Source organism: Arthrobacter sp. Dra40 (assembly GCF_059091905.1).
Window position 1 is genome coordinate 38,610 of sequence record NZ_JBNHHB010000030.1, and the last position, 19,629, is coordinate 58,238.

General features: G+C 61.0%; 17 protein-coding genes and 3 pseudogenes. 14 read left to right on the plus strand and 6 right to left on the minus strand.

Going from position 1 to position 19,629, the window contains the following annotated elements; genetic code table 11:
- Window positions 1-21: 21 nt before the first annotated feature.
- The gene (locus AC5RWT_RS14710; RefSeq protein ID WP_494080819.1) at window positions 22-1,029 is read right to left on the minus strand and encodes an ABC transporter permease; all 1,008 of its coding nucleotides are present in this window, start codon (window positions 1,027-1,029) and stop codon (window positions 22-24) included.
- A 487-nt stretch (window positions 1,030-1,516) separates the two neighbouring features.
- Between AC5RWT_RS14710 and AC5RWT_RS14715 the strand changes: the two genes are divergently transcribed.
- From AC5RWT_RS14715 to AC5RWT_RS14725, 3 genes are read left to right on the plus strand one after another with little or no spacing between them, the layout of a single operon-like run.
- Entirely contained in the window at window positions 1,517-2,131 is a 615-nt protein-coding gene (locus AC5RWT_RS14715) for a transposase (RefSeq protein ID WP_494080820.1), read from the plus strand.
- On the plus strand, window positions 2,064-2,378 hold the full coding sequence (locus AC5RWT_RS14720; RefSeq protein ID WP_494080821.1) for a hypothetical protein: 315 nt from the start codon (window positions 2,064-2,066) through the stop codon (window positions 2,376-2,378). Before AC5RWT_RS14715 ends, AC5RWT_RS14720 begins: the two co-directional genes overlap by 68 nt.
- Window positions 2,344-3,105, plus strand: coding sequence for a transposase (locus AC5RWT_RS14725; protein WP_494080822.1), 762 nt, complete (start codon window positions 2,344-2,346; stop codon window positions 3,103-3,105). The genes AC5RWT_RS14720 and AC5RWT_RS14725 overlap by 35 nt, the downstream gene beginning before the upstream one ends.
- Before the next feature lie 304 nt (window positions 3,106-3,409).
- Here AC5RWT_RS14725 and AC5RWT_RS14730 read toward each other — a convergent pair whose 3' ends face one another.
- From AC5RWT_RS14730 to AC5RWT_RS14740, 3 genes are read right to left on the minus strand one after another with little or no spacing between them, the layout of a single operon-like run.
- Window positions 3,410-5,530, minus strand: a complete 2,121-nt coding sequence (locus AC5RWT_RS14730) for an acetate--CoA ligase family protein (protein ID WP_494080823.1) — start codon at window positions 5,528-5,530, stop codon at window positions 3,410-3,412.
- Between the two features lie 5 nt (window positions 5,531-5,535).
- The gene (locus AC5RWT_RS14735; RefSeq protein WP_494080824.1) at window positions 5,536-6,981 is read right to left on the minus strand and encodes an NAD-dependent succinate-semialdehyde dehydrogenase; all 1,446 of its coding nucleotides are present in this window, start codon (window positions 6,979-6,981) and stop codon (window positions 5,536-5,538) included.
- Between the two features lie 59 nt (window positions 6,982-7,040).
- Entirely contained in the window at window positions 7,041-8,126 is a 1,086-nt protein-coding gene (locus tag AC5RWT_RS14740; protein WP_494080825.1) for a zinc-binding dehydrogenase, read from the minus strand.
- Between the two features lie 155 nt (window positions 8,127-8,281).
- Between AC5RWT_RS14740 and AC5RWT_RS14745 the strand changes: the two genes are divergently transcribed.
- The 11 genes and pseudogenes from AC5RWT_RS14745 to AC5RWT_RS14795 all read left to right on the plus strand — a co-directional run bounded on the left by AC5RWT_RS14745 (window position 8,282) and on the right by AC5RWT_RS14795 (window position 18,701).
- Complete coding sequence (locus AC5RWT_RS14745; RefSeq protein WP_494080826.1) at window positions 8,282-9,112, plus strand: N-acyl homoserine lactonase family protein; 831 nt, start codon at window positions 8,282-8,284, stop codon at window positions 9,110-9,112.
- Between the two features lie 251 nt (window positions 9,113-9,363).
- Window positions 9,364-9,540: a hypothetical protein gene (locus AC5RWT_RS14750; RefSeq protein WP_494080827.1), complete on the plus strand. Its 177-nt coding sequence runs from the start codon at window positions 9,364-9,366 to the stop codon at window positions 9,538-9,540.
- A 104-nt stretch (window positions 9,541-9,644) separates the two neighbouring features.
- A complete protein-coding gene (locus tag AC5RWT_RS14755) occupies window positions 9,645-11,285 on the plus strand; it encodes a flavin-containing monooxygenase (protein WP_494080828.1) in 1,641 nt (546 codons plus the stop codon).
- A gap of 808 nt (window positions 11,286-12,093) precedes the next feature.
- Entirely contained in the window at window positions 12,094-13,908 is a 1,815-nt protein-coding gene (locus AC5RWT_RS14760; RefSeq protein WP_494080829.1) for a sigma-54-dependent Fis family transcriptional regulator, read from the plus strand.
- Window positions 13,909-14,117: 209 nt separating this feature from the next.
- Complete coding sequence (locus AC5RWT_RS14765) at window positions 14,118-14,675, plus strand: helix-turn-helix domain-containing protein (protein ID WP_494080830.1); 558 nt, start codon at window positions 14,118-14,120, stop codon at window positions 14,673-14,675.
- Window positions 14,672-15,436 (plus strand): ISL3 family transposase, encoded by a 765-nt coding sequence (locus AC5RWT_RS14770; RefSeq protein ID WP_494080831.1) that lies wholly within the window; start codon window positions 14,672-14,674, stop codon window positions 15,434-15,436. Before AC5RWT_RS14765 ends, AC5RWT_RS14770 begins: the two co-directional genes overlap by 4 nt.
- Window positions 15,437-15,570: 134 nt before the next feature.
- A pseudogene (locus AC5RWT_RS14775) lies at window positions 15,571-16,652 on the plus strand (cupin domain-containing protein).
- The gene (locus tag AC5RWT_RS14780) at window positions 16,649-17,485 is read left to right on the plus strand and encodes a fumarylacetoacetate hydrolase family protein (RefSeq protein WP_494080832.1); all 837 of its coding nucleotides are present in this window, start codon (window positions 16,649-16,651) and stop codon (window positions 17,483-17,485) included. The pseudogene AC5RWT_RS14775 and the gene AC5RWT_RS14780 overlap by 4 nt, the downstream one beginning before the upstream one ends.
- A 141-nt stretch (window positions 17,486-17,626) precedes the next feature.
- Window positions 17,627-18,124, plus strand: a pseudogene (locus tag AC5RWT_RS14785) (maleylpyruvate isomerase family mycothiol-dependent enzyme); the annotation flags it as partial.
- Between the two features lie 167 nt (window positions 18,125-18,291).
- Window positions 18,292-18,510: a hypothetical protein gene (locus tag AC5RWT_RS14790; RefSeq protein ID WP_494080833.1), complete on the plus strand. Its 219-nt coding sequence runs from the start codon at window positions 18,292-18,294 to the stop codon at window positions 18,508-18,510.
- A 47-nt stretch (window positions 18,511-18,557) separates the two neighbouring features.
- Complete coding sequence (locus tag AC5RWT_RS14795; protein WP_494080835.1) at window positions 18,558-18,701, plus strand: hypothetical protein; 144 nt, start codon at window positions 18,558-18,560, stop codon at window positions 18,699-18,701.
- A 200-nt stretch (window positions 18,702-18,901) separates the two neighbouring features.
- Here AC5RWT_RS14795 and AC5RWT_RS14800 read toward each other — a convergent pair.
- Window positions 18,902-18,991, minus strand: a pseudogene (locus AC5RWT_RS14800) (hypothetical protein); the annotation flags it as partial.
- Between the two features lie 350 nt (window positions 18,992-19,341).
- A partial coding sequence (locus AC5RWT_RS14805; protein ID WP_494080834.1) for a hypothetical protein occupies window positions 19,342-19,629 on the minus strand: 288 nt, incomplete at its 5' end.

The following is a 19,629-nucleotide window of genomic DNA, read 5'->3' on the forward strand; positions in this document are numbered from 1 at the left end:
GTCGTGTACTTCAGATGTGAGCTAAGAAAGTGCGTCCTTGCACTCTTTCCGCGAGCCGTCTTCCGACGGGTCAACCTTGGTGTTCTCAGGAGTCTTCGAAGCTGGTGTCGCGGGACGCCTGTTCCGTACGACATACAGGACGGACAGTCCACTCACCAGGACGATGCCAAGAACGAGCGTCCGTAATCCCGGCCCGTAGCCGAAAACGGCGAGGCCCTGATCCAAAAGGACGATGAAGAACCCCCCCATCGCAGCGCCGATGGGCGCCATCCGACCACCGGTGAGAATGGCCCCCCCTAGAACCGCAGCGATGACGCTGGTCAGCAGGTACGGGGAGCCGAGCGTCATGTTCGGGGCACCGACCTGCCCAGAGAGCAGGATCCCGGCGATCCCGGCGAGCAGGCTGCCGAGAATCCAGGCCCCTACTCGATAGAAGCGGACGGGCAGTCCGACGAGGAGACCTCCCCGCGCGAGAGCACTTGAAGCAACAAGACGGCGCCCAACGACGGTCTTCCACAAGAAGAACACGAGCAGGATCGCGACAACCAGAGAGGCGATGAAGACGATGCTGACCCCGCCGAACTGAGTTCTCACCGCCGACAGTAGCGCAGGCGGCACTGTCGATTCTGCGGCGAAGTTTCCTCGATACAGGAGTGTGATGCCTGCAACGAACTGCCCGACAGCGAGCGTGGCCACCAGGGCGTTGATACCCAAGACCTCGACGAGGAAGCCGTTGATGAGTCCCACCATGATCGCAGCGATGATGCAGAAGACGAGGGCGTTGAACAATCCTGCGTTACTGCTGCCTGCTTGCTTCAAAAGGATGACCCCCATCAGCGTGATGGTATTGGGAATGCTCAAGTCGATGCCACCGGTGCTGATGGCGAAAGCCTGCGCCATGGCGACGAAGATCATGATGCCGATAATCGGTGTCAGTGTTGCAAGCGTCGAGTATGCAAGGAGGTTTTGTCCAACCACGAACTGGAAGAAGATGATTGCAATGATATTGGCGATGATGATTACGGTCACAGGCGTGAGGAACCCTCGACGTCCGCTCTGGAGGCGACCTCGAATACCATTTCCAGCACCGTTCGGGGGTTGAGGTTCGGCGTCCACGAGCGTTGGTGAACTTGAGGTCACGTGCATAGCTCCTTTGCTTGCGTGTGCTTATCTGAACTGATAAATAACACACTAGGAGCTGCAGCCCGAGGGTTCGTGTCTCATTTTAGAACGAAGTTGATCACGTAGGGCGAGAATCAGGAATCCATTTAAACTGTCCAGTTTATCTTTGACAGCGGTGCGGGAAGATAGTCCCATGAGTCCCGGTCCATGTGCGGGAGGTCCGACCCCGAGGCGGGCGTTTACTCCGGCGCAGAAACTTGATCATCTGGCCGCGTATGAGGCCGCTGCGAACGCAATCAGGGCGGGGCCCATCTGCGGGAACAGGGCCTGTACCCCAAGTGTCAGGCTGTCGTGTGACAGTGATTGATCGCCAGGGGCGGGGAAAGTGAACGTCATGAATTTTGTTGTTCCCGTCCGTTCTTCCAAGAAGGCTCATTTCTCGACCGAGCAGAAGCTGGTGATTCTTGATGAGTACGACAAGTGTCTTGAACGCGGTTCTAAAGCAGCGTTGGCCCGTTCCCTCGGTATGAATCCCAACACGATCCGTGAGTGGTATCTGGACCGCGAGGCCGGCCGTCTGAAATCAAGTTCGGACAACTTGAAGGGGCAGTCCTTGGCTCAATGGATCAACGCTGGCGAAAAGAGACGGCTGAAGCATGTCGAGCAAGAGAACGAGGTTCTCAAGGTCAAACTCGCCAAGTCGGAAGCAGCGGTGGAGATTTTGGGAAAAGCTTCCGCCAGCCATCAAAGCCATCGGATTCGGATTCATCGCAGCCCTGATAGCAGCCGGCTGGACCAAGACCGCTGCCTGCTCGCTGGTGGGCGTCCACCGAATGAGCTGGCACCGGCATCAGCGCCCTCCGCCGGCCCCGGGCGTGCAGGTACCGCACAAGGAACGCGCGTATCCGAACCGGATCAGCACCGAAGAAGCCGACACGTTCATGACGATGCTCAGCAGCGAACCCTACGAGGACCTCTCAGTCACCCAGGCCTACTGGCGGATTTTTGACGCCGGGGAAGTGTTCTTTTCCCCGGCCAGCGCCCACCGAATCACGGCCGCCCACGGGCAAAACGGTGACCGCCGCATCCAGGGCAAAGGAGGCAGCAGCCAACGGCACAAGCCGGTCCAGTCCGCCACCGCACCCAACCAGCTCTGGAGCTGGGACATCACCATGCTGCGCGGCCCGGGAAGAACCGCCTACCGTCTCTATGCCGTCCTGGATGCTTTCTCCCGCAAAATCGTCGGCCTGCGTTGAACACACGGAACTGGCGATCCACGCCAAAGCCATGATCGATCAGGCGGTCGTACAGAACGAGCAATACCCCTCCGTGCTGCACTCCGATAACGGCGGCCCGATGCGCTCGGCAACCACGGTCGAGTTCGCCCGGTCCCTGGGCATCACACTGTCCTTCTCCAGGCCAAGGGTCTCCAACGACAACCCCTACTCCGAGTTGGCCTTCAAAACGATCAAGTACCATCTGCGCTTCCCCGCACGCTTCGAATCCATCGAACACGCCCGTGGCTACATGGCCGCTTTTGTAACCGATTACAACGCCAACCACCGCCACAGCGGCCTGAACTACTACACCCCCGACCATGTGCACCACGGGCTCGTCGAACAGGCCCGGGCACGGCGCCAAGCAAACATGGACGCCTACCACGCGGCGCACCCCGAACGATTCTCACGCAAGCAACCGCAGCCCACCCGCCCGCACACGCGGGCATCAATATCAACGAAAAACCACCGCTGTCACAAACAGCTTGATCTATACCGCTGGCCGCAGGCCCTCGTCGATCTCGGCGCGCTTGACGCAGGTCCGCAGCGCTTCGAGGTTCACACCGAGCTGCTCGCGGACCCGGCGCAAGGCGCCGGTCTTGGTCGCCGGGCCCTTCCTGGCGTCCAAAGCCATCCTGGTAGCTCGTTCCTTCAACTCTGCGGGATACTTCGATGGTGCTGGCATGTGCTTAGTCCTTTCGGGTAATCACTGCCTCCATCAAACCCGGTACAGATCAGTTTCAGGATGATGATTCCGATCATCGTAACGATCGAGGGCAGGCTTAAATTGATGCCCCCGGTCCCGATGACGAAGGCCTGAGCCATGGCGATCATGATTATGATTCCAAGGACCGGAGTGAGCGTGGACAAAGTTCTGCCGCTGAGCAAGTCCTGTCGGAGAACGGCTTGGAAGAAGAAGATCAGCAGGACATCGGCGACCGCGATCAGCCCATAATGTCAGTGCCGGGAAAGGCCATTTGCGCGTTGGCACACCACTGGGCTGGTTTTCACTATGCCTCCTCCGATCCATGAGGTTCCGGTCCGAAAGTCACCGAGGCCAGAACGACAGCGTCGACGGCGACAGCCCCTTCACCCTCCGGCAGCAGCATGAAAGGGTTGGCATCAAAGCCGTCCACAAGGCATCCGTCGGTGGTCAGCGCTTCCGAGGATCGGACGATGGCCGAGACCCAAGCCTCCACATCAGCCGCCGGTACACCTCGTACCCCGGGGAGCGCGGGGGCAATACGTAGGCGGCTGATTGCGTCCCTGACTTCTTCCGCAGTGCATGGCGCGAGCAGTACCTGTGTGTCCGGCATTACTTCGACGAAAATCCCGCCCGTTCCGAGCAGCATCACGGTACCGAACAGCGGATCCCGGGTGGCCCCAACCAGTACCTCGTGCAGGCCGTTGACCATGGGGGCGATGATGAAACCGTCCAGTTCCACACCATTCTCCGTGGCGGCCCCGGAGATCTCCCGGGCTGCGGCTACCGCGGCGGCGGCCGAGGTACATTTCAGGCGCACCAATCCGAGGTCCGACTTATGTGCGGTCTGGCTGCTGCATCCTTTCACGACCACCTCAGCCGCGCCGACCCGGTCGAAAGCAGCCCTGACAGCTTCCACCTCCGTAACGAACTCGTGAGGGACGACGGGTATGCCCACCTTCTCCAACGCCCCCAGGCTCTCGGACTCGTTTAGCTGACCAGCCCCGTCGTCGTTCGCTTTCCCTCTGCCGGGTCGCAGTAATGTTGCTGCCCGCTTCATGCGTGCAAGATGAGCGAGGTACCCTCCGATTGCGAGTACAGCTTCGGTCTCGTCCTCGAAAACCACCAGTCCCGCCTCACGGAATGGCTTGGCCACGCTGGGCTGCGGGATGGCCAGGACGATGGGCGTCCCGGACGCGGCAAACGTGGCGGCGTCCCGGGCGAACTGGTCCACATCGTATCCGCGTCCTGCGACAGGTATGCCGAGCAGGCACAGGTCTACGTTAGGGTCCGCGCCGAGCACCGGCAGGACGCGCCCGAAAATGCCGCTATCGGTGAGCAACGCTGCCGTGACGTCGATCGGATTGGTGGTTGCCGCGAACGCTGGGAGTTCTTCCTTTAACCGCCTCACGGTGGATTCCTCAAGGCCTGCCAGTGGCAGGTCTGCGTCCTCCGCCGCGTCCGCCGCCGTGACGCAGACCGCGCCGGAATTACTCAGAATCGCCAGTTGAGAGCCACGGGGGCTCCAGCCCTGCAGGTACAGTTCAACAGACGCCGTCATCTCCTGCATGCTGTGGACCTGCCGGATCCCGACCCGTTCGAGGAATGCATCCAGGACCCGGCGCTCTGTGGCCAGCGCCCCGGTATGGGAGGCCGCCGCGCGACTACCGTTTTGGCTGCGCCCTCCCACGAGCGCGATGACAGGAACACCGTTCCTGCGGGATTTCTCGCCGAGCTCAATCAATGCCTCAGTATCGCTCACGTTCTCAAGATAGAGCAGCAGCAGGCGCAAGTCCGGGTCATCGATGGTCGCGGCCGCCAGTTCCGCGGCGCTGACGTCTGCATCGTTACCGGTACCGTGCACATACCGTGCTCCGATTCCCCTGCGGCGGAGAATGCCGTAAGGGACCGAGGCCATAGCCCCGCTCTGGCTGATGATTGCCACCGGGCCGTCCTTGGGGGGGTCCTCCGTGAAGAGGGTGGAGAACCCCAAAACCGCCCCGGACTGAAAGCTCGCCAGGCCCTGCGAATTCGGACCCACGATCCGCATGCCTGATCGTTTGGCATCGGCGATCATTTGGGCCTGTAGTGCGGTCCCATCGTCCGTGCCGGTTTCTGAAAAACCGGAGGACATGATTACGCAGCCTTTGACCCCGAGATCGGCCGCCGTGGCCACCGTATCCGCGGCAGCTTGTCCGGAAACGGCGATAAGCACGACGTCGGGAATCTGGGGAGCGTCTGCCAGGGACGGCACGGCCCGAAGTCCCTGGACCTCGGTACGGTTCGGGTTGACCGGTATAACGGTTCCGGAATACCCGAACTCCCGCATATACCGCAGTGGACGCCCACCAATCTTTTCCGGATCGTCGGAGGCACCGACGACCGCAACCGAGGCCGGTTCGAAGAAGAAACGGAGATCGTTGACCATTTGACTCAGAGACCTCCGACCGACACGTACTTGGTTTCCAGGTATTCCTCCATGCCCAGATCGCCGCCTTCGCGCCCGATTCCCGATTGCTTTACGCCTCCGAACGGCGCCTGAACTGCTGAGATGCTTGCATCGTTGAGTCCGACGGTGCCATATTCAAGCCGCTCTGCGACCCGGATAGCCCGTGCCAGGTCAGTGGTAAAGAAGTATCCGGCCAAGCCAAAATCCGAGTTGTTGGCGCGGCGGATTACTTCGTCTTCGTCCTCAAAGGTGAAGATCGGAGCGACCGGACCGAAGGTTTCTTCCTTAGCCAGCAGCATGTCGTCGCTGGCACCTCGGATGATGGTCGGCTCAAAAAACAGCCCGCTCTTGGAGTCGATGATGTAGCGCTTTCCGCCGGTCATTACGGTGCCGCCGCGTTCAACGGCATCTGCGATGTGCGATTCGACCTTAGTCACGGCACTTTCCTCGACCAGAGGCCCGATGTCTACCCCCGGTTCGAGGGCATTGCCCACGACCAGACTGGCAAATTCCTTGGCAAGACGCTCCGAAAACTCGTCAGCCACGTCCCGATGGACAAAGAAGCGGTTGGCGGAAACGCAGGTCTGGCCCATATTCCGCAACTTGACGGCCATGGCTTCACGAATCACCAGATCCATATCGGCGTCCGGGAACACGATGAAAGGTGCATGTCCGCCGAGTTCAAGTGAAATCTTCTTCACCGTATCCGCGGCACCGCGCATCAAGACTTTGCCGACTTCAGTCGAACCAGTGAAGGATAGCCCCCGCACTCGGGCATCACTCATGAAGACACTGCTGACCTTCGCCGCGCTCTTGGATGCTGCTACTTGGAGCACGCCTGGGGGAAGGCCCGCCTCCTGGAAAAGCCGGGCGATCTCAAGGGCGGAAAGCGGCGTCAGGGCCGGCGGCTTGACGATCATGGTACAGCCTGCGGCAAGAGCCGCCCCCAACTTGCGCAGGATCTGCAGGGCGGGGAAGTTCCAGGGAGTAATGCAGGCCGTGACCCCCAAAGGTTGCTTCATCGTGATGATGCGCTTTCCCTTAGTGGTGGCCGGGATCGTGGTTCCATGGACCCGCCGGGCTTCCTCCGCAAACCATTCGATGAATCCCATGCCGTACCGCCATTCGCCGGCGGCCTGTTCTATCGGCTTCCCCTGTTCCAGGGCCAGTACGCAGGCCACATGGTCAACCCGTTCCTCGAATAGCTGACAGGCGCGCTTCATGATCTGCGATCGATCGACGGCGGGCATATTGCCCCACTCGTCTTGGACACCCGCCGCGATATCAATCATTCGGCGAACGTCGGCCTCGGAGGCATCCGCGACCTTAGCGAAGACTTCCCCTGTCGACGGATCGGTGACATCGAAGGTTGCACCTCCCTCGGCATCGGTCCATTCGCCGTTGACGAAGAGCTGTGTGTGAAACTCCATGATGTGAATCCTTTCGGGGAAGGGATTGTGGGGTCGAAACCGGGTAATGAAGCAATATCTCAGGGTTCGATGGTTACGCGGGCAACGGAACGTGACTCGCCCGCACGCAGCGCCGCGTCGACCTCGTCCAGTGAATATGACCCGGCGCTGAGGGCTTCAAATGGGTGCAAATGACCTCTGCGGGCCAGGAACTGGATAGCTTTATGCAGGTACCAGGGGTCGTACCGCAGGATCCCATTGATTTGCAGCCCTTTACGGGTGATAATTCCCGGCGCGAGGCTGATGGTGGCCTCGGCATTCAAGTTGCCCACGGAGGCAATGCGGCCTCCCACTCGTACAAGATCCACGGCTTCGGCGAAGGCCGGAGCGATGCCGGTCACTTCCAGGACGACGTCGGCTCCGATGCCGTCCGTGAGTTCCTGTATGGCCGCCACACGGTCTGCAGGTTGTGGATAGTCGTTGAGGCTGATGACATCGGAGGCGCCGAAGCGGAGGGCGAGTTCCAACCGCTCAGGAACGCCGTCGATAACTACGGCACGGGCACCGCGTTCATAGGCGATGGCCGCCGCATAAAGGCCGAGCCCGCCGGCGCCCTGGATGACGAGAGTCTCTCCGGTTTTCAGGTCCATCCTGTCGAGGACGTACACCATTTGGGCCAATCCGCAGTTAGCGCCCGCTACAGCCGCATCATCAACTCCGTCCGGCACTTTGTAGAAGAACTGACCCGGTTGGACATAGTAGTGAGTAGCGAAGCCGGAGCGGAAATGCGGGGCCACTTCCGGGGACAACGACCAGGAGTCGAGACTGTTCCGGCAAAGGTTGAACTCGGAGCGCAGGCATGTCGGGCACCGTAGACAAGTCAGGTAGTAGACCGGAACCACCCGGTCACCCACCGAGAGGGGCTCCCCGGCGAAGTCTGTGGTGACGCCTTCTCCAAGGGCCACCACATCACCCACAAATTCGTGTCCGAGGCCCGCGTCCCGCAGCGCCGGACTCTCGTAGTGCCATTGGTGCACGTCCGAGCCGCACACATTGGCCCTCCGAACGGTGAGCACCACGGCACCGGTCTCGGGGGCCGGGACCGGGAAAGTCTTTACTTTGACCGTTTCCGGTCCCGTGAGGGCGGCGACCCGTCCATCACTCATTTTGCACGATCCTTTCTCCAGAACTGCTGTGTCTTCAATCAAACGTCGCAGGAAGGACTTCGAACTGTCCGAGTTTGCGACACTTCCGCTTCGGGTGTTGCAAATTAGGACAACGGTGGCCCAACTCAAACGGACAGGATTAGGAATCGGTAAATGTGGAACCGAACATCGGTCGAAATTCGAAGAGGAGAGATATAGCGATGTCGCTCGGAGTTGCCCGAAAGCTATGGGCCCTTGATAGTCCAACCCTGACTGTCGACGCCCATACCCTTATGTATGGGCTCAGCGGAAAGCTGACCATACCCATGCCGGCGTTTCTCATCGAACATCCCAAGGGCCTGATCCTCTTTGACACGGGAATTGCGCCGGAGGCAACGGATGACCCGGCAGCCCTTTATGGCAAGGAACTTGCCGAAGGTCTGGGTGTCTCCGGTACTGAAGACCAGAAACTGCATCGTCAGATCGAGGGTCTGGGATACAAGCTGGACGACATCACCCATGTGATTTCCTCCCACCTGCATTTCGATCACTCCGGTGGGCACCATTACTTCCCGAATGCAAAATTCTATGTGGGACAGGGCGAGCTGGAATTTGCGCATTGGCCCACTCCCATCGGCGCGTTCTGTTACATGCCCGATCAGCTTGCGAGGATTCGCAACTTCGATTGGCGAGTTGTACCCGGAGTGGACGTCGATCTCTTCGGCGACGGGAGCCTGGTGATCCTTTCCATGCCAGGGCACACCCCCGGCGAGCTGAGCCTCAAGGTGCGGCTGGCTTCGCGGACCTTTATCCTCACGGGCGACGCCGTTCACCTGCGCGCCGCTTTGGAGATGGAATACCACTTCCCCATTGACTACGACACACGCGCGGCCATCACGTCCATTAAGCGCATCAAGCGCTTGAGAGAAGAGGAAGCCTCAGTCTGGATCAGCCATGATCCCGACGATTGGGCCGAGTACCGCCACGCGCCTTACTACTACGAGTGAGTGGAACTGGTATGTCGATACTTGTTGATTACCAATGCGTCGGATGCATGGAACGTGTCGAACGCTGGGTGCCGAGTCCGCCTCCTACGGAGGTTATATGCAGCAGTTGCGGTCAGGAGGCAAGACGGCTTTGGGCCGCGATCGGCCTAAGCGGTAGGGCCGCGGCCGCTGCCCTAGACAGGGCAGCAGCCTCCCCCCAACGGGAAGCGACCCTCTGTCGACAGTATCCGCAAATACCGGGTCTATGTCATATGACCGAAAGCGCGCAGCGCCGGTGGGTGGCCACTTATAACCGAGACAACCGGGCGCTGGACACGGAAATTGAACGCCAAGAAAAATCCGCTGCGGTGAAGGCACCGAAGCTTTCCGATGCGATCTCCCATGAGCACCACCATGAAACTCGCACCCCGGCGTCGGGTACCGCCTGATCCGCATCTCAAAATAGGACATTCGGCATCCACAACTGTGAAAGACCATGGGAATACATACCGGGCAACGGAAACGCCTAGGAAAATGAAAGGATAAATAAGAGATGAGTGATTTCGCGAGGTACGCCCCCAGCGACGTGACCGAAATTGACGCCGTCGTAATCGGGGCCGGTTTTGCCGGCCTCTACAGCCTCCACAAGCTCCGCAACGAACTGGGTCTGAGCGTCCAGGCATTCGACAACGCGGCGGATGTCGGAGGCACCTGGTTCTGGAACCGCTATCCGGGCGCGCGCTCTGACACGGAAGTGACCGCTTACTGCTACTCCTTCGACGAAGAGTTGTTCCACTCCTGGAAGTGGACCGAACGTTATCCGCGCCAGCACGAAATCCGTGCCTATCTGAGTCACGTAAGCGATCGTTATGACCTACGGCGCAGCATCCAGTTCAGCACCCAGATCGAGAGCGCTGTTTTCGACGAAACCGCTAACCGCTGGCTTCTCACAACCGAGCACGGGGACAAGTACTCGGCCCGGTTCCTGATCGAAGCCGTGGGCTTGCTCTCAGCTACGAACATCCCCCACTTCCCTGGGCAGGAAAATTTCAAGGGCGAGATTTACCATACGGCGCGCTGGCCCGAAGACGGCGGCGACTACAAGGGCAAGCGAGTGGGTGTAATCGGCACCGGCTCCAGCGGCATCCAGTTGATCGCAGACATCGCCCACGAAGTGGACGAGCTGACTGTATTCCAGCGCACCCCGCAGTGGGTAGTGCCCTCCAAGAACCGGGCCATTGATCCAGAGCTGCTCAAGGAAATCAAGAACGACTACGGCGGCTACTGGCGTAGTGTGCTGTACTCCACCACGTGCTTCGGATTCAAGGAGAGCGACGTTTCGGCTGAGAGTGTTTCCGAAGCGGAACGCCGGGCCGAATTCGAGCGCGTGTACAACGACGGCGGCGGCTTCCAGTACATGTTCCGCGCCTTCAACGACGTCGGCAGCAGCCTCGTGGCGAATAAGGCGGCTACCGACTTCATCGCAGAGAAGATTAAGGAGACGGTCAAGGATCCGGAGCTTGCACGGCTGTTAACCCCGACAGAGCTCTACGCGAAGCGTCCCCTGTGTTGCGACAACTACTACGAGACCTACAACTTGGACAATGTGCGCCTGGTGGATGTGAAGAGTGACCCGATTGTGGAGTTCACGCCCACAGGGATCCGGACCGCAAACGGCGAGCATGAACTCGACGTGATCGTGCTGGCCACCGGATTCGATGCCGTTTCCGGCAACCAACTCCGGATTGATCATGAAGGCCGGAACGGGTTGACACTGAAGGATAAGTGGGCGGCTCGGCCCCGCACCCATCTGGGCCTCATGAGCGAGGGATTCCCCAACCTGTTTATGATTTACGGGCCGATGGGACCGTTCACCAATCAGCCTCCGGCCCATGAGGCACAGGTCGACTGGGTGGGCGGAGCCGTCAAGCATGTACTGGACACGGATAGTGATGTAATTGAGCCCACCCCGGAAGCGGAGCAGCAGTGGATGGATGAATGCGATGCAATAGCCAACCAGACGCTGTTTCCCAAAGTGAATTCCTGGATCAACGGTGCCAACGTCCCGGGTAAACCGGTCACCAATATGTTCTTTATGGGCGGCATGGCTGCCTACATGGACAAGATGGAGTATGAAGAAACCACGGGCTACGGGGAGAACTTTAGAGTAAGCCGGGTTGTTCAGAGCGTATGATACGCGCGGCATGGCTTAGCTGTTGATTGCCTCACTCGTGCCTTGCCGAGACTGACCGGCTGTTGCATGTTTGAGACAGGGGAGGTGGCTCTGACCCGTGAAGATTGGTTATTGCCTACAGCGATCTGGTGCCACGGACGGAGCCACCTTCCAAGTGAGCATTTAACTCGCTTTTTCCTCGAGCCGACCTCGAAGAAGACCAATCCGAGGCCGGGCACCGGGCTGCAATCAGTTGGCACCCTTGCCAGCCGGCCATCCCCCGATTCCACGAATTGTTTACTGGTGGGCAGGCTCCGGGGTATTCCAGCCGTTCGGCGGCTGAATGGCGTCAGCTAACTCGAGTGGGTGCTCGGATAAGCGAGGCGGCGGGGGCGGCCTCGCGCAGGCCGACGGGGTCTGCTGCGACGCACGAGGTGGGATGTAAGGGGCCCCCATCCATTGCTCAATCACAGACGCCCGGCCAGGGGGTCGCCGTGTACGGAGGATTCCATAAAATCTAAACTGCTACCGTATCAACCGATACGATCAACGACTCAAGCATTTTTCCAATCAGTGGGCGTTGCAAAACGAGTCGTAAGTAATTTCGTTTTAGGAGGCAGCCTACCGCTGTCCAGGAGCTCTCTTTCTGTGGCCGGCGACTGCACGATGTGGAGGTTATCTAAAGGTCAAAACAAGGCCTTTTTGTTGACCATTCGGTAAGGTACACTCTGGTTTTGGGGGAGGACGACGTCGTTGTCGTCTCTTCGCATATGTAGTCATGAAGACTCGCCGACTTGCAAGGGCGCATTTGGAGCGGAGATATATTGACATGTCAGTTCATGAACTCAACGAAGTGCGGAATATTTTTATCGGTGACGGAAATATTGATCCATCGCACGCGTCGATCGTGCGGCCGGAAATCTTGCAATCATGGCAACGTTCCCGGCTAAGTGGCGCCCATCGGACTTCGTCATCGTTGCCGTTCGAAACGCCCACAATTAATGATTCCCTGCTGCTGCGTGCAGCTGATCCGATCCTCACCCGGCTTGCTGAAGACCTTTCAGGCCTGAACGTGAGTTTGCTCGTAGCAGACCGGCATTCACGTATTCTCAAACGTTGGGCGAGGGAGAAGAGATTCGAAGCTCGGATGGATGCTATAGGATCGGCTCCAGGCTTTAGCGGCGCAGAGACCGAGGTGGGTACTAACGGAATAGGAACGGTGGTTGAGGATCGAAAGCCGCGTATGGTCATAGGGTCCGAGCATTTTTCAGAGTTCCTCAGCCCATTCACATGCGTCGGTGCCCCGGTCCAGATTCCTGGCACCAACCGCCTGAACGGGGTAGTAACGTTAACCGCATACTCCGAGGAGTTCAGCCCGCTGCTCGCACCCCTGCTTTCCAACACGGGCCGCGATATCGGCAGAAACCTACTTTCACTTTCGACGCACCGCGAGCACGCGTTACTCAACTCCTATCTTGAAGCATGCCGCACCGGACTAGCCGTTGCGGTAGTGGGCAGCGATATCTTTATGGCGAATGTCAAAGCCAACGAGCGACTGCGCGGCATTGATCAAGCGACGCTCTGGTCCATCGTTTCGGATACGCTGACACATGCGCACCCGGAACGGTTGATCAACCTCCAGACGGAATCGGCGGTCCTGACCATTCACTGCCGCGGTGTCGAAATCAAGAGCGAGATTGTAGGCGCCGTGCTTGAGATCGAGGCGCGCAATGAGAACACCGCACGGCTGCCGCGCGATTATCGACCCGCGCAGCAACTCCGGGAAAAACGGCTGGCAGCGGCATTGCCCGGAACCAGTTCAGCTTGGACCGAAGTCAGGCGGCTGGTACAAAGTGCTTGCGACCGCGGTGTTCCAGTCACCATCTTCGGAGGACCCGGCACAGGCAAAACAACTGTTCTCAGGGCGGTTCTCGGTGCGGGAGCCGAAACAGATCCCGACGTCCCGCAGTTGAGCACCGTGGACTGCAGCCAGTCCGGCCAGGATGGCGAGAGCTGGCTGCAGCCGGTAGTCCACCTGCTCCAAAGCGGCGCTCCGGTGGTCCTTCAACACCTCGACGCCCTTGACGCCCCCATGGCGGGACGCTTCGCAGCAGAACTTGACGTTCTACCCGCGGGCGGTCGGGTCTACGCAACCGCATGCGGCCAAGAGTTCTGGCCGGAGTCAGATGCCCACCGCCGGCTGCTCGACCGACTTGCCGTTAGCAAGGTGGAACTGCCCAACCTGCGAGACCGGCGGCAGGACATTGGTGCACTGATAAAACAGATCAACCTGCGCTACTCCCCGCAGCAGACATTCGTCATCACCCAGGGCGCGTTTGACGCACTCACTCGGGCACCATGGCCCGGGAACATACGCCAACTGGAGAGTGTGCTCCGCGGATTGTTTGCATCCGCCCGCTCCACCAAGGTCACAGTGGACATGCTTCCTGCCGAAATCGCAAGTTATGCGGGTCGGCGCGGTCTATCGATGATGGAACAACTTGAAGTGGACGGGATCGTCAACGCCTTGATGCAGTGTCAGGGTAACAAGATGGCCGCTGCCCAACTTCTTGGCGTGTCCAGGTCGACGCTCTACCGAAAAATGCGTGAGTACAAACTGAATTCGGAACGATTTTTGCTTTGACTGGACCGAAACTCGCTTCGCCAGTTCCGCCGAAGGCGCATTCGACGAGCATGCCCACAATCCGGCCCTTCGCAGATGAGCGTGGTTGGGCTGTTTGAATCTCCGTGGTGCCTGAAGCCGCGCGCTGGCGTGGCGTTGGCCTGAAAACAAGACGGGGTCTCTTTGAATTGGTAGCGACCAAGCAACCAAATCCACAAAGAGACCCGACAATGTTCAAAGCTACTTCCTGCGCGGGCGGACGCTGGTGCGAGCGTGCCGACGGGATGCTCGGCATCGACGGCCTGCACGTTGTTTCCGTCGCTGCTAACAATGACGGATTGGCCCTTCAAATCGAATTCGGCCGGCAGCTTGCCGGCTGCCCGGACTGCGGCGTCGTCGCGACCGGCCACGGACGCCGACGCGTACGCCTGCACGACACTCCGTGCTTCTGCAGGCCTGTCCGGTTGGTCTGGGCCAAGCGGATCTGGCGCTGCCCCGACCCCGACTGCAAGACCACCACGTTCACCGAGGAACATCCGATAGCGCCGCCGCGGGCGAAGCTGACCGCCCGGGCCGTGGCCTGGGCGACCGATGCGCTGCGGAATTTCGACACCTCGGTTTCGGCGCTTGCCCATCAGCTCGGGGTCTCCTGGCACACCGCCTGGGATGCAATCCGGCTCCGGGCCCAACGCCGCCTCAGCACGCCCGGCCGGCTCAAAGGGATCGACGGGCTCGGCGTCGACGCCCAGTCTGGTGCCACACCGGTCTGCCCGGCACCGGGAAGGTGACCGGGATCGTCGATCACACGCGTGATGCACACGGGACCGTGCATGCCCGGCTGCCTAGTCGAGGGCGCCGCTCCGGCAAGGCCTACGCAGACTGGCTCAAGGACCGGGGCACGGCATTCACAGCCGGGATCAAGACCGCAGCGCTGGATCCGTTCCGCGGCTACGCCAACGCGATCCGTGAAGAACTGCCAGAGGCCATCACCGTGCTGGATGCGTTCCACGTCGTGAAGCTTGCCGGCGCCGCCGTTGACGAGGTCCGCCGCCGCGTGCAGCAGGACACGCTGGGCCACCGCGGACGGAAAGGTGATCCGCTCTACGGTATCCGGCGCACCCTGCAGATCGGGGCCGAGCACCTGAGCGAGAAGCAGATCGCACGCCTGAACGCCAAGCTCGCCGCGGGCGATCCCCGGCACGAAGTCAGCCTGGCCTGGCAGTGCTACCAGCAGGTCAGATCGATCTACCACGCACCGCCAGCCTACGCTCGGGAATTGGTCACCAGGGTTTTGGCGTCGTTTCCGTCCTGTCCCACCCCTGAGATCGGACGTCTCGGCCGGACATTGCGCAGCTGGAAGAGCGCGATTCTGGCCTACTTCGACACTCACGGTACTTTCAACGGCCCTACCGCAGCCGTCAACGGCGTCATCGAGACCACCAGGCGGACCGCCCGCGGATTCCGGAACTGCACCAACTACCGGCTACGGATGCTGCTCTCCGCCGGCGGCCACCGCCCCTACCGGCAGAAACCTACCAACCATGCTTAATTACTAAGGGCCACTTATGCCGTTGCCACACTTGCCCCGCAAAGATTCTGGCGAGCAGAATCAACCGGTCCGTCGGGGTCTCGCGCGCATGTCGTTGGCGCACTGAGTACTAATCCAACGAGGAAGGGACGGCAATGGAGCAGATGGACGGCAGCGCCGACATACCTGAGCTTCAACAGCTCTACCGCGACTTTGAAGCGAACGACATGGCTCCGTTGTGGACCCAACGCGACGACCTCATGCCGATGACCCCGTCGCCCCAGGCCATCCCATTCGTCTGGCGCTGGAGAACGCTGTTCGATCTGGCTGAACGATCCGGCCGGCTCGTCCCGGTGGGCCGCGGCGGCGAACGCCGGGCCGTTGGACTCGTCAACCCTGGCCTGCCTGGCACCGGCTACGCCACGCCGACGCTGTCCAGTACCTTGGCGGTCACGAAACCGCACCAGAGCACCGTCATTCGCAGAATGCATTCCGATTCGTCGTAGAGGGCGAAGGCGTGTGGACCGTCGTGAACGGGGATCCCGTCGCCATGCGGCGCGGCGACCTTCTGCTCACCCCTGGCTGGAACTTCCATGGTCACCACAACGACACCGCCAACCCGATGGCATGGATCGATGGCCTCGATATCCCCTTCAGCAGCTACACCGATGTCGGCTTCTTCGAGTTCGTATCCGAGCGCGTAACCGACGAGGCATCCCCCGCGGTTTCCCGTGCCGAGCGAATGTGGGCGCACCCGGGGCTCCGCCCACTCTCGGTGCTCGATGAGAAGCGTTCGTCTCCCCTGTCCGCGTACCGTTGGGAGCACACGGATGCGGCACTGCGCGAGCAGCTGAAACTCGAGGACGAGGGTTTCGCAGCGACCGTCGCGCCCGGGCACGCCGCCCTCCGGTACACGAACCCCACCACCGGTGGCGACGTGATGTCGACGATCCGCTGCGAGTTCCACCGCCTGCGCGCGAATGCGTCGACGTTGCCCCGCCACGAAGTGGGATCCTCGGTCTGGCAGGTCTTCGAGGGCACCGGGACCGTTGTGCTCGACACCACCGAACACAAACTCGAAAAGGGCGACCTCCTCGTCGTGCCCAGCTGGGTTCCCTGGTCGCTGCACGCCGACAACGACCAATTTGACCTCTTCCGCTTCAATGACGGCCCAATCATGGACCGGCTCAACTTCGCCCGCACCTACGTGCCCGGGCGTGACAAGGAGATCCGATGAAACTCGCCACTCTGCGCAAGAACGGAGCAACGGTCGCCGTTCGCTTGGATCAGTCCACTGCCGTGGAGATCGACGGATTCACCGACGTCGGCGCACTTCTAGCGAACAGCGACTGGCGCGCGATCGCCGAAACAGCGTCCGGCGCGAACCACCCTCTCGACTCCATTGACGTGAAGGACTGGGCGCCCGTCGTCCCCAACCCGTCAAAGGTGGTCTTCGTCGGGCTCAACTACGCCAGCCACATCCGAGAGATGGGACGCGAACTCCCCGAGTTCCCGACCCTGTTCGCCAAGTACCCGGAAGCACTGATCGGCGCCAACGACGACATCTCTCTCCCCGCGAATGCCGCGGAGCATGTCGACTGGGAAGGCGAACTCGCCATCATTCTCGGCGCTCCCGCCCGCCGCGTCGAGGGTGATGCCGCGGCATCCGCCATCGCCGGCTACGCCGTTCTCAACGACGTGACCATGCGCGACTACCAGTACCGCAGCCCGGAGTGGTTCCAGGGCAAGACCTTTGAGAACACAACGCCGTTCGGCCCCTATATGGTGACGGCCGACGAGTTCACCCTCGGCGGCGAACTGCGCACCGAGGTGGACGGCGAGGTGGTGCAGACGACACCCACGGATGACCTTGTGTTCGACCCCGCGACGCTCGTCTCGTACATCTCGAACATCGTCACCCTCAACGCGGGCGACGTCATCGCCAGCGGGACGCCCGGTGGAGTGGGCCACGTGCGTAGGCCCGCGCGATACCTCGCAGCGGGCAACATGCTGTCGACGAGTATCGAAGGCCTGGGCGTTCAGCGCAACGCTGTCGTGACCGAACAGTAGCCATGGCCGCCCGCGACGACAAGACGCAGGACCCGGTCCTCCGGGAGCAGCTTCTCCTCGCCCGTCGGGGGGCAATCCTACTTCTCCCGCCAACTCCACGAACTCGCTGACGCCGAGTTCGATGAGGATTCAGCGCTCCCCGGCTGGAACCGGCGACATGTGATCGCCCATGTTGGCCTCAACGCACGGGCGCTCACCAACCTGACGACATGGGCCGCCACCGGTGTGGTGACCCCGATGTACGAGTCACCTACCCAGCGCAATGACGACATCGAATTCTCGGCTACCCTGCCGCCGCAAGCGCTGCGCAACCTCTCCGACCATGCCGCCATCCATCTGAACGTCGAATGGCGCGACATGGAGCCTAGCGCCTGGACAAGCGAGGTGCGCACGGCCCAGGGCCGGCAGGTTCCCGTGTCCGAGACAATCTGGATGCGGACTCGCGAGACCTGGATCCATGCCGTCGATCTCAACAACGGTGGCAGTTTCGCTGACTTCCCCCCAGCGCTGGTCGATTGCTTGCTGGTCGGCGTGCTCGGTGCGTGGGACAAGCGGCGAGATGCCGAATCGCTCCCTTCCTTTGTGCTGCAACCGTCGGATCGTGCTTCGTCGGTGTCTTCCGGTGATGCCCGGACTTGATGCTCTGTGGCAAGGCAGCGGACCTCGCCGCGTGGGCGACGGGGCGGAGCATCGCTGGTATCACAGCCTCTTCCGGCGAGGTTCCCCCCGCACCGCGCTGGCTCTGACGATGGCTTCGCCCGTTGTCGGCGTGTCCTCGGGTGCCGCGGACGTGCCGATACCAGCAGTTGGCGAACGTCTCGGATTCCCTGCTGCGCCGGGCGCAACAGGCTCACCTGGCTCTGTGGAACGGCCTCGTCTCGACCGAAGTGACGAGTGTGCAGTTCGGCGCGCTCAACCTGATAGTCGCCTCGCCCGGATTGAGCCAGGCGCAACTCGGCCGGGACCTTGTCCTCGACCGGTCGACAATCGCCGATGTTGTGGCGCGGTCGAACGCCGCGGACTGATCGAGTGCTCCCGCGACGACGTAAATCACCGCAGCAACACCCTGCGGTTGACGGGGAGCGGACACAACTGCCTCGCCGAGCTGGCCCCGCGAGTCGAACAGGTGGACGCGACGCTGACACGCCAGCTGACGACGGCGGAACGGAATGGCCTGCGTCGCGCCCTGCTCGCCCTGATCGGCGACGTCGGCTGAACCTCACTTCCGGGTTGCGAGTTCAGGACCCATAGAGCCGGTGCAGCAAGTGTTACGGGCGGAGCACCGCAAAGACGGCCGCCCCAGGCGCTCGCGTCCACCTGGCCGCCCCTGAACACCGTGCCCCTGGTTAGTTCCTGCAGGGCGGCGGCGTCTTCGAACGCCTGGCAAGCGCCCTGTGCGAGGTTTTGCAGCATGGGATGGGCCGCGTCACCGATGAGGAGCATGCGGCCGTCCACCCACTGTTCGATCGGTTCACGACGAACATCGGCCAGCGGATACCGTGCCACAGGTGCTTCAGCGACTGCTGCACCGCGGGGATTGCAGCCGGCGAATGTTTCCTGCAATTCCGCGAGAGGAACTTTTGCTCAGCAGAACTATGTGGGGCGCACGCTAAGTGTGAATCTCTTTGCGACGCGGATGGGACGTGGTCCGATGCCGACTGGACGGAGTTGCTCGCCACAGCAGAGGAAAGCCTCGGCACTGTGTAGTCGCTGGTGACGACGGCCTGTTCGACGGCAGCCGCCTCGAGGACGGCGCCCTTGCCGTCGCCATTTCGCCCGTCGAGAGGGAAGACGTCGTCCTCCCTGCCGTGAACGATCTCGATCCTGACCCCTCTTATGTCAACCTTGACCTCGCCTCAGAGATCCCAACCGCGCTTGTTGATCCGGGACTCCTCCAAAATGCTCGTAAATCTCCTCGCCAACGGCGCTCGATTTTCACCGCCGGACATATGCGTGTGATTTTCCGCCAGTGGTTTCAGCGACACCGTCCAGATCCGCATGCGATCGTGTTCCTGACGTGGACACGGAACGGTTTGACGACATCTTCTGTCAAGGGCCATGAATTTCTGCCCGCTGGCGGCCAGGATAAGTGCCCGCCGGTGGCCAGTTAAACTGCCCGGTGGCGGCCAGCTAATCTGCCCACT

Coding starts and splice junctions, on each gene's coding strand:
- AC5RWT_RS14715 (WP_494080820.1), top strand. CDS start 1,517: ATGAATTTTGTTGTTCCCGTCCGTTCTTCCAAGAAGGCTCATTTCTCG.
- AC5RWT_RS14720 (WP_494080821.1), top strand. CDS start 2,064: ATGACGATGCTCAGCAGCGAACCCTACGAGGACCTCTCAGTCACCCAG.
- AC5RWT_RS14725 (WP_494080822.1), top strand. CDS start 2,344: ATGCTTTCTCCCGCAAAATCGTCGGCCTGCGTTGAACACACGGAACTG.
- AC5RWT_RS14730 (WP_494080823.1), bottom strand. CDS start 5,530: ATGGTCAACGATCTCCGTTTCTTCTTCGAACCGGCCTCGGTTGCGGTC.
- AC5RWT_RS14735 (WP_494080824.1), bottom strand. CDS start 6,981: ATGGAGTTTCACACACAGCTCTTCGTCAACGGCGAATGGACCGATGCC.
- AC5RWT_RS14740 (WP_494080825.1), bottom strand. CDS start 8,126: ATGAGTGATGGACGGGTCGCCGCCCTCACGGGACCGGAAACGGTCAAA.
- AC5RWT_RS14750 (WP_494080827.1), top strand. CDS start 9,364: ATGACCGAAAGCGCGCAGCGCCGGTGGGTGGCCACTTATAACCGAGAC.
- AC5RWT_RS14755 (WP_494080828.1), top strand. CDS start 9,645: ATGAGTGATTTCGCGAGGTACGCCCCCAGCGACGTGACCGAAATTGAC.
- AC5RWT_RS14760 (WP_494080829.1), top strand. CDS start 12,094: ATGTCAGTTCATGAACTCAACGAAGTGCGGAATATTTTTATCGGTGAC.
- AC5RWT_RS14765 (WP_494080830.1), top strand. CDS start 14,118: ATGTTCAAAGCTACTTCCTGCGCGGGCGGACGCTGGTGCGAGCGTGCC.
- AC5RWT_RS14780 (WP_494080832.1), top strand. CDS start 16,649: ATGAAACTCGCCACTCTGCGCAAGAACGGAGCAACGGTCGCCGTTCGC.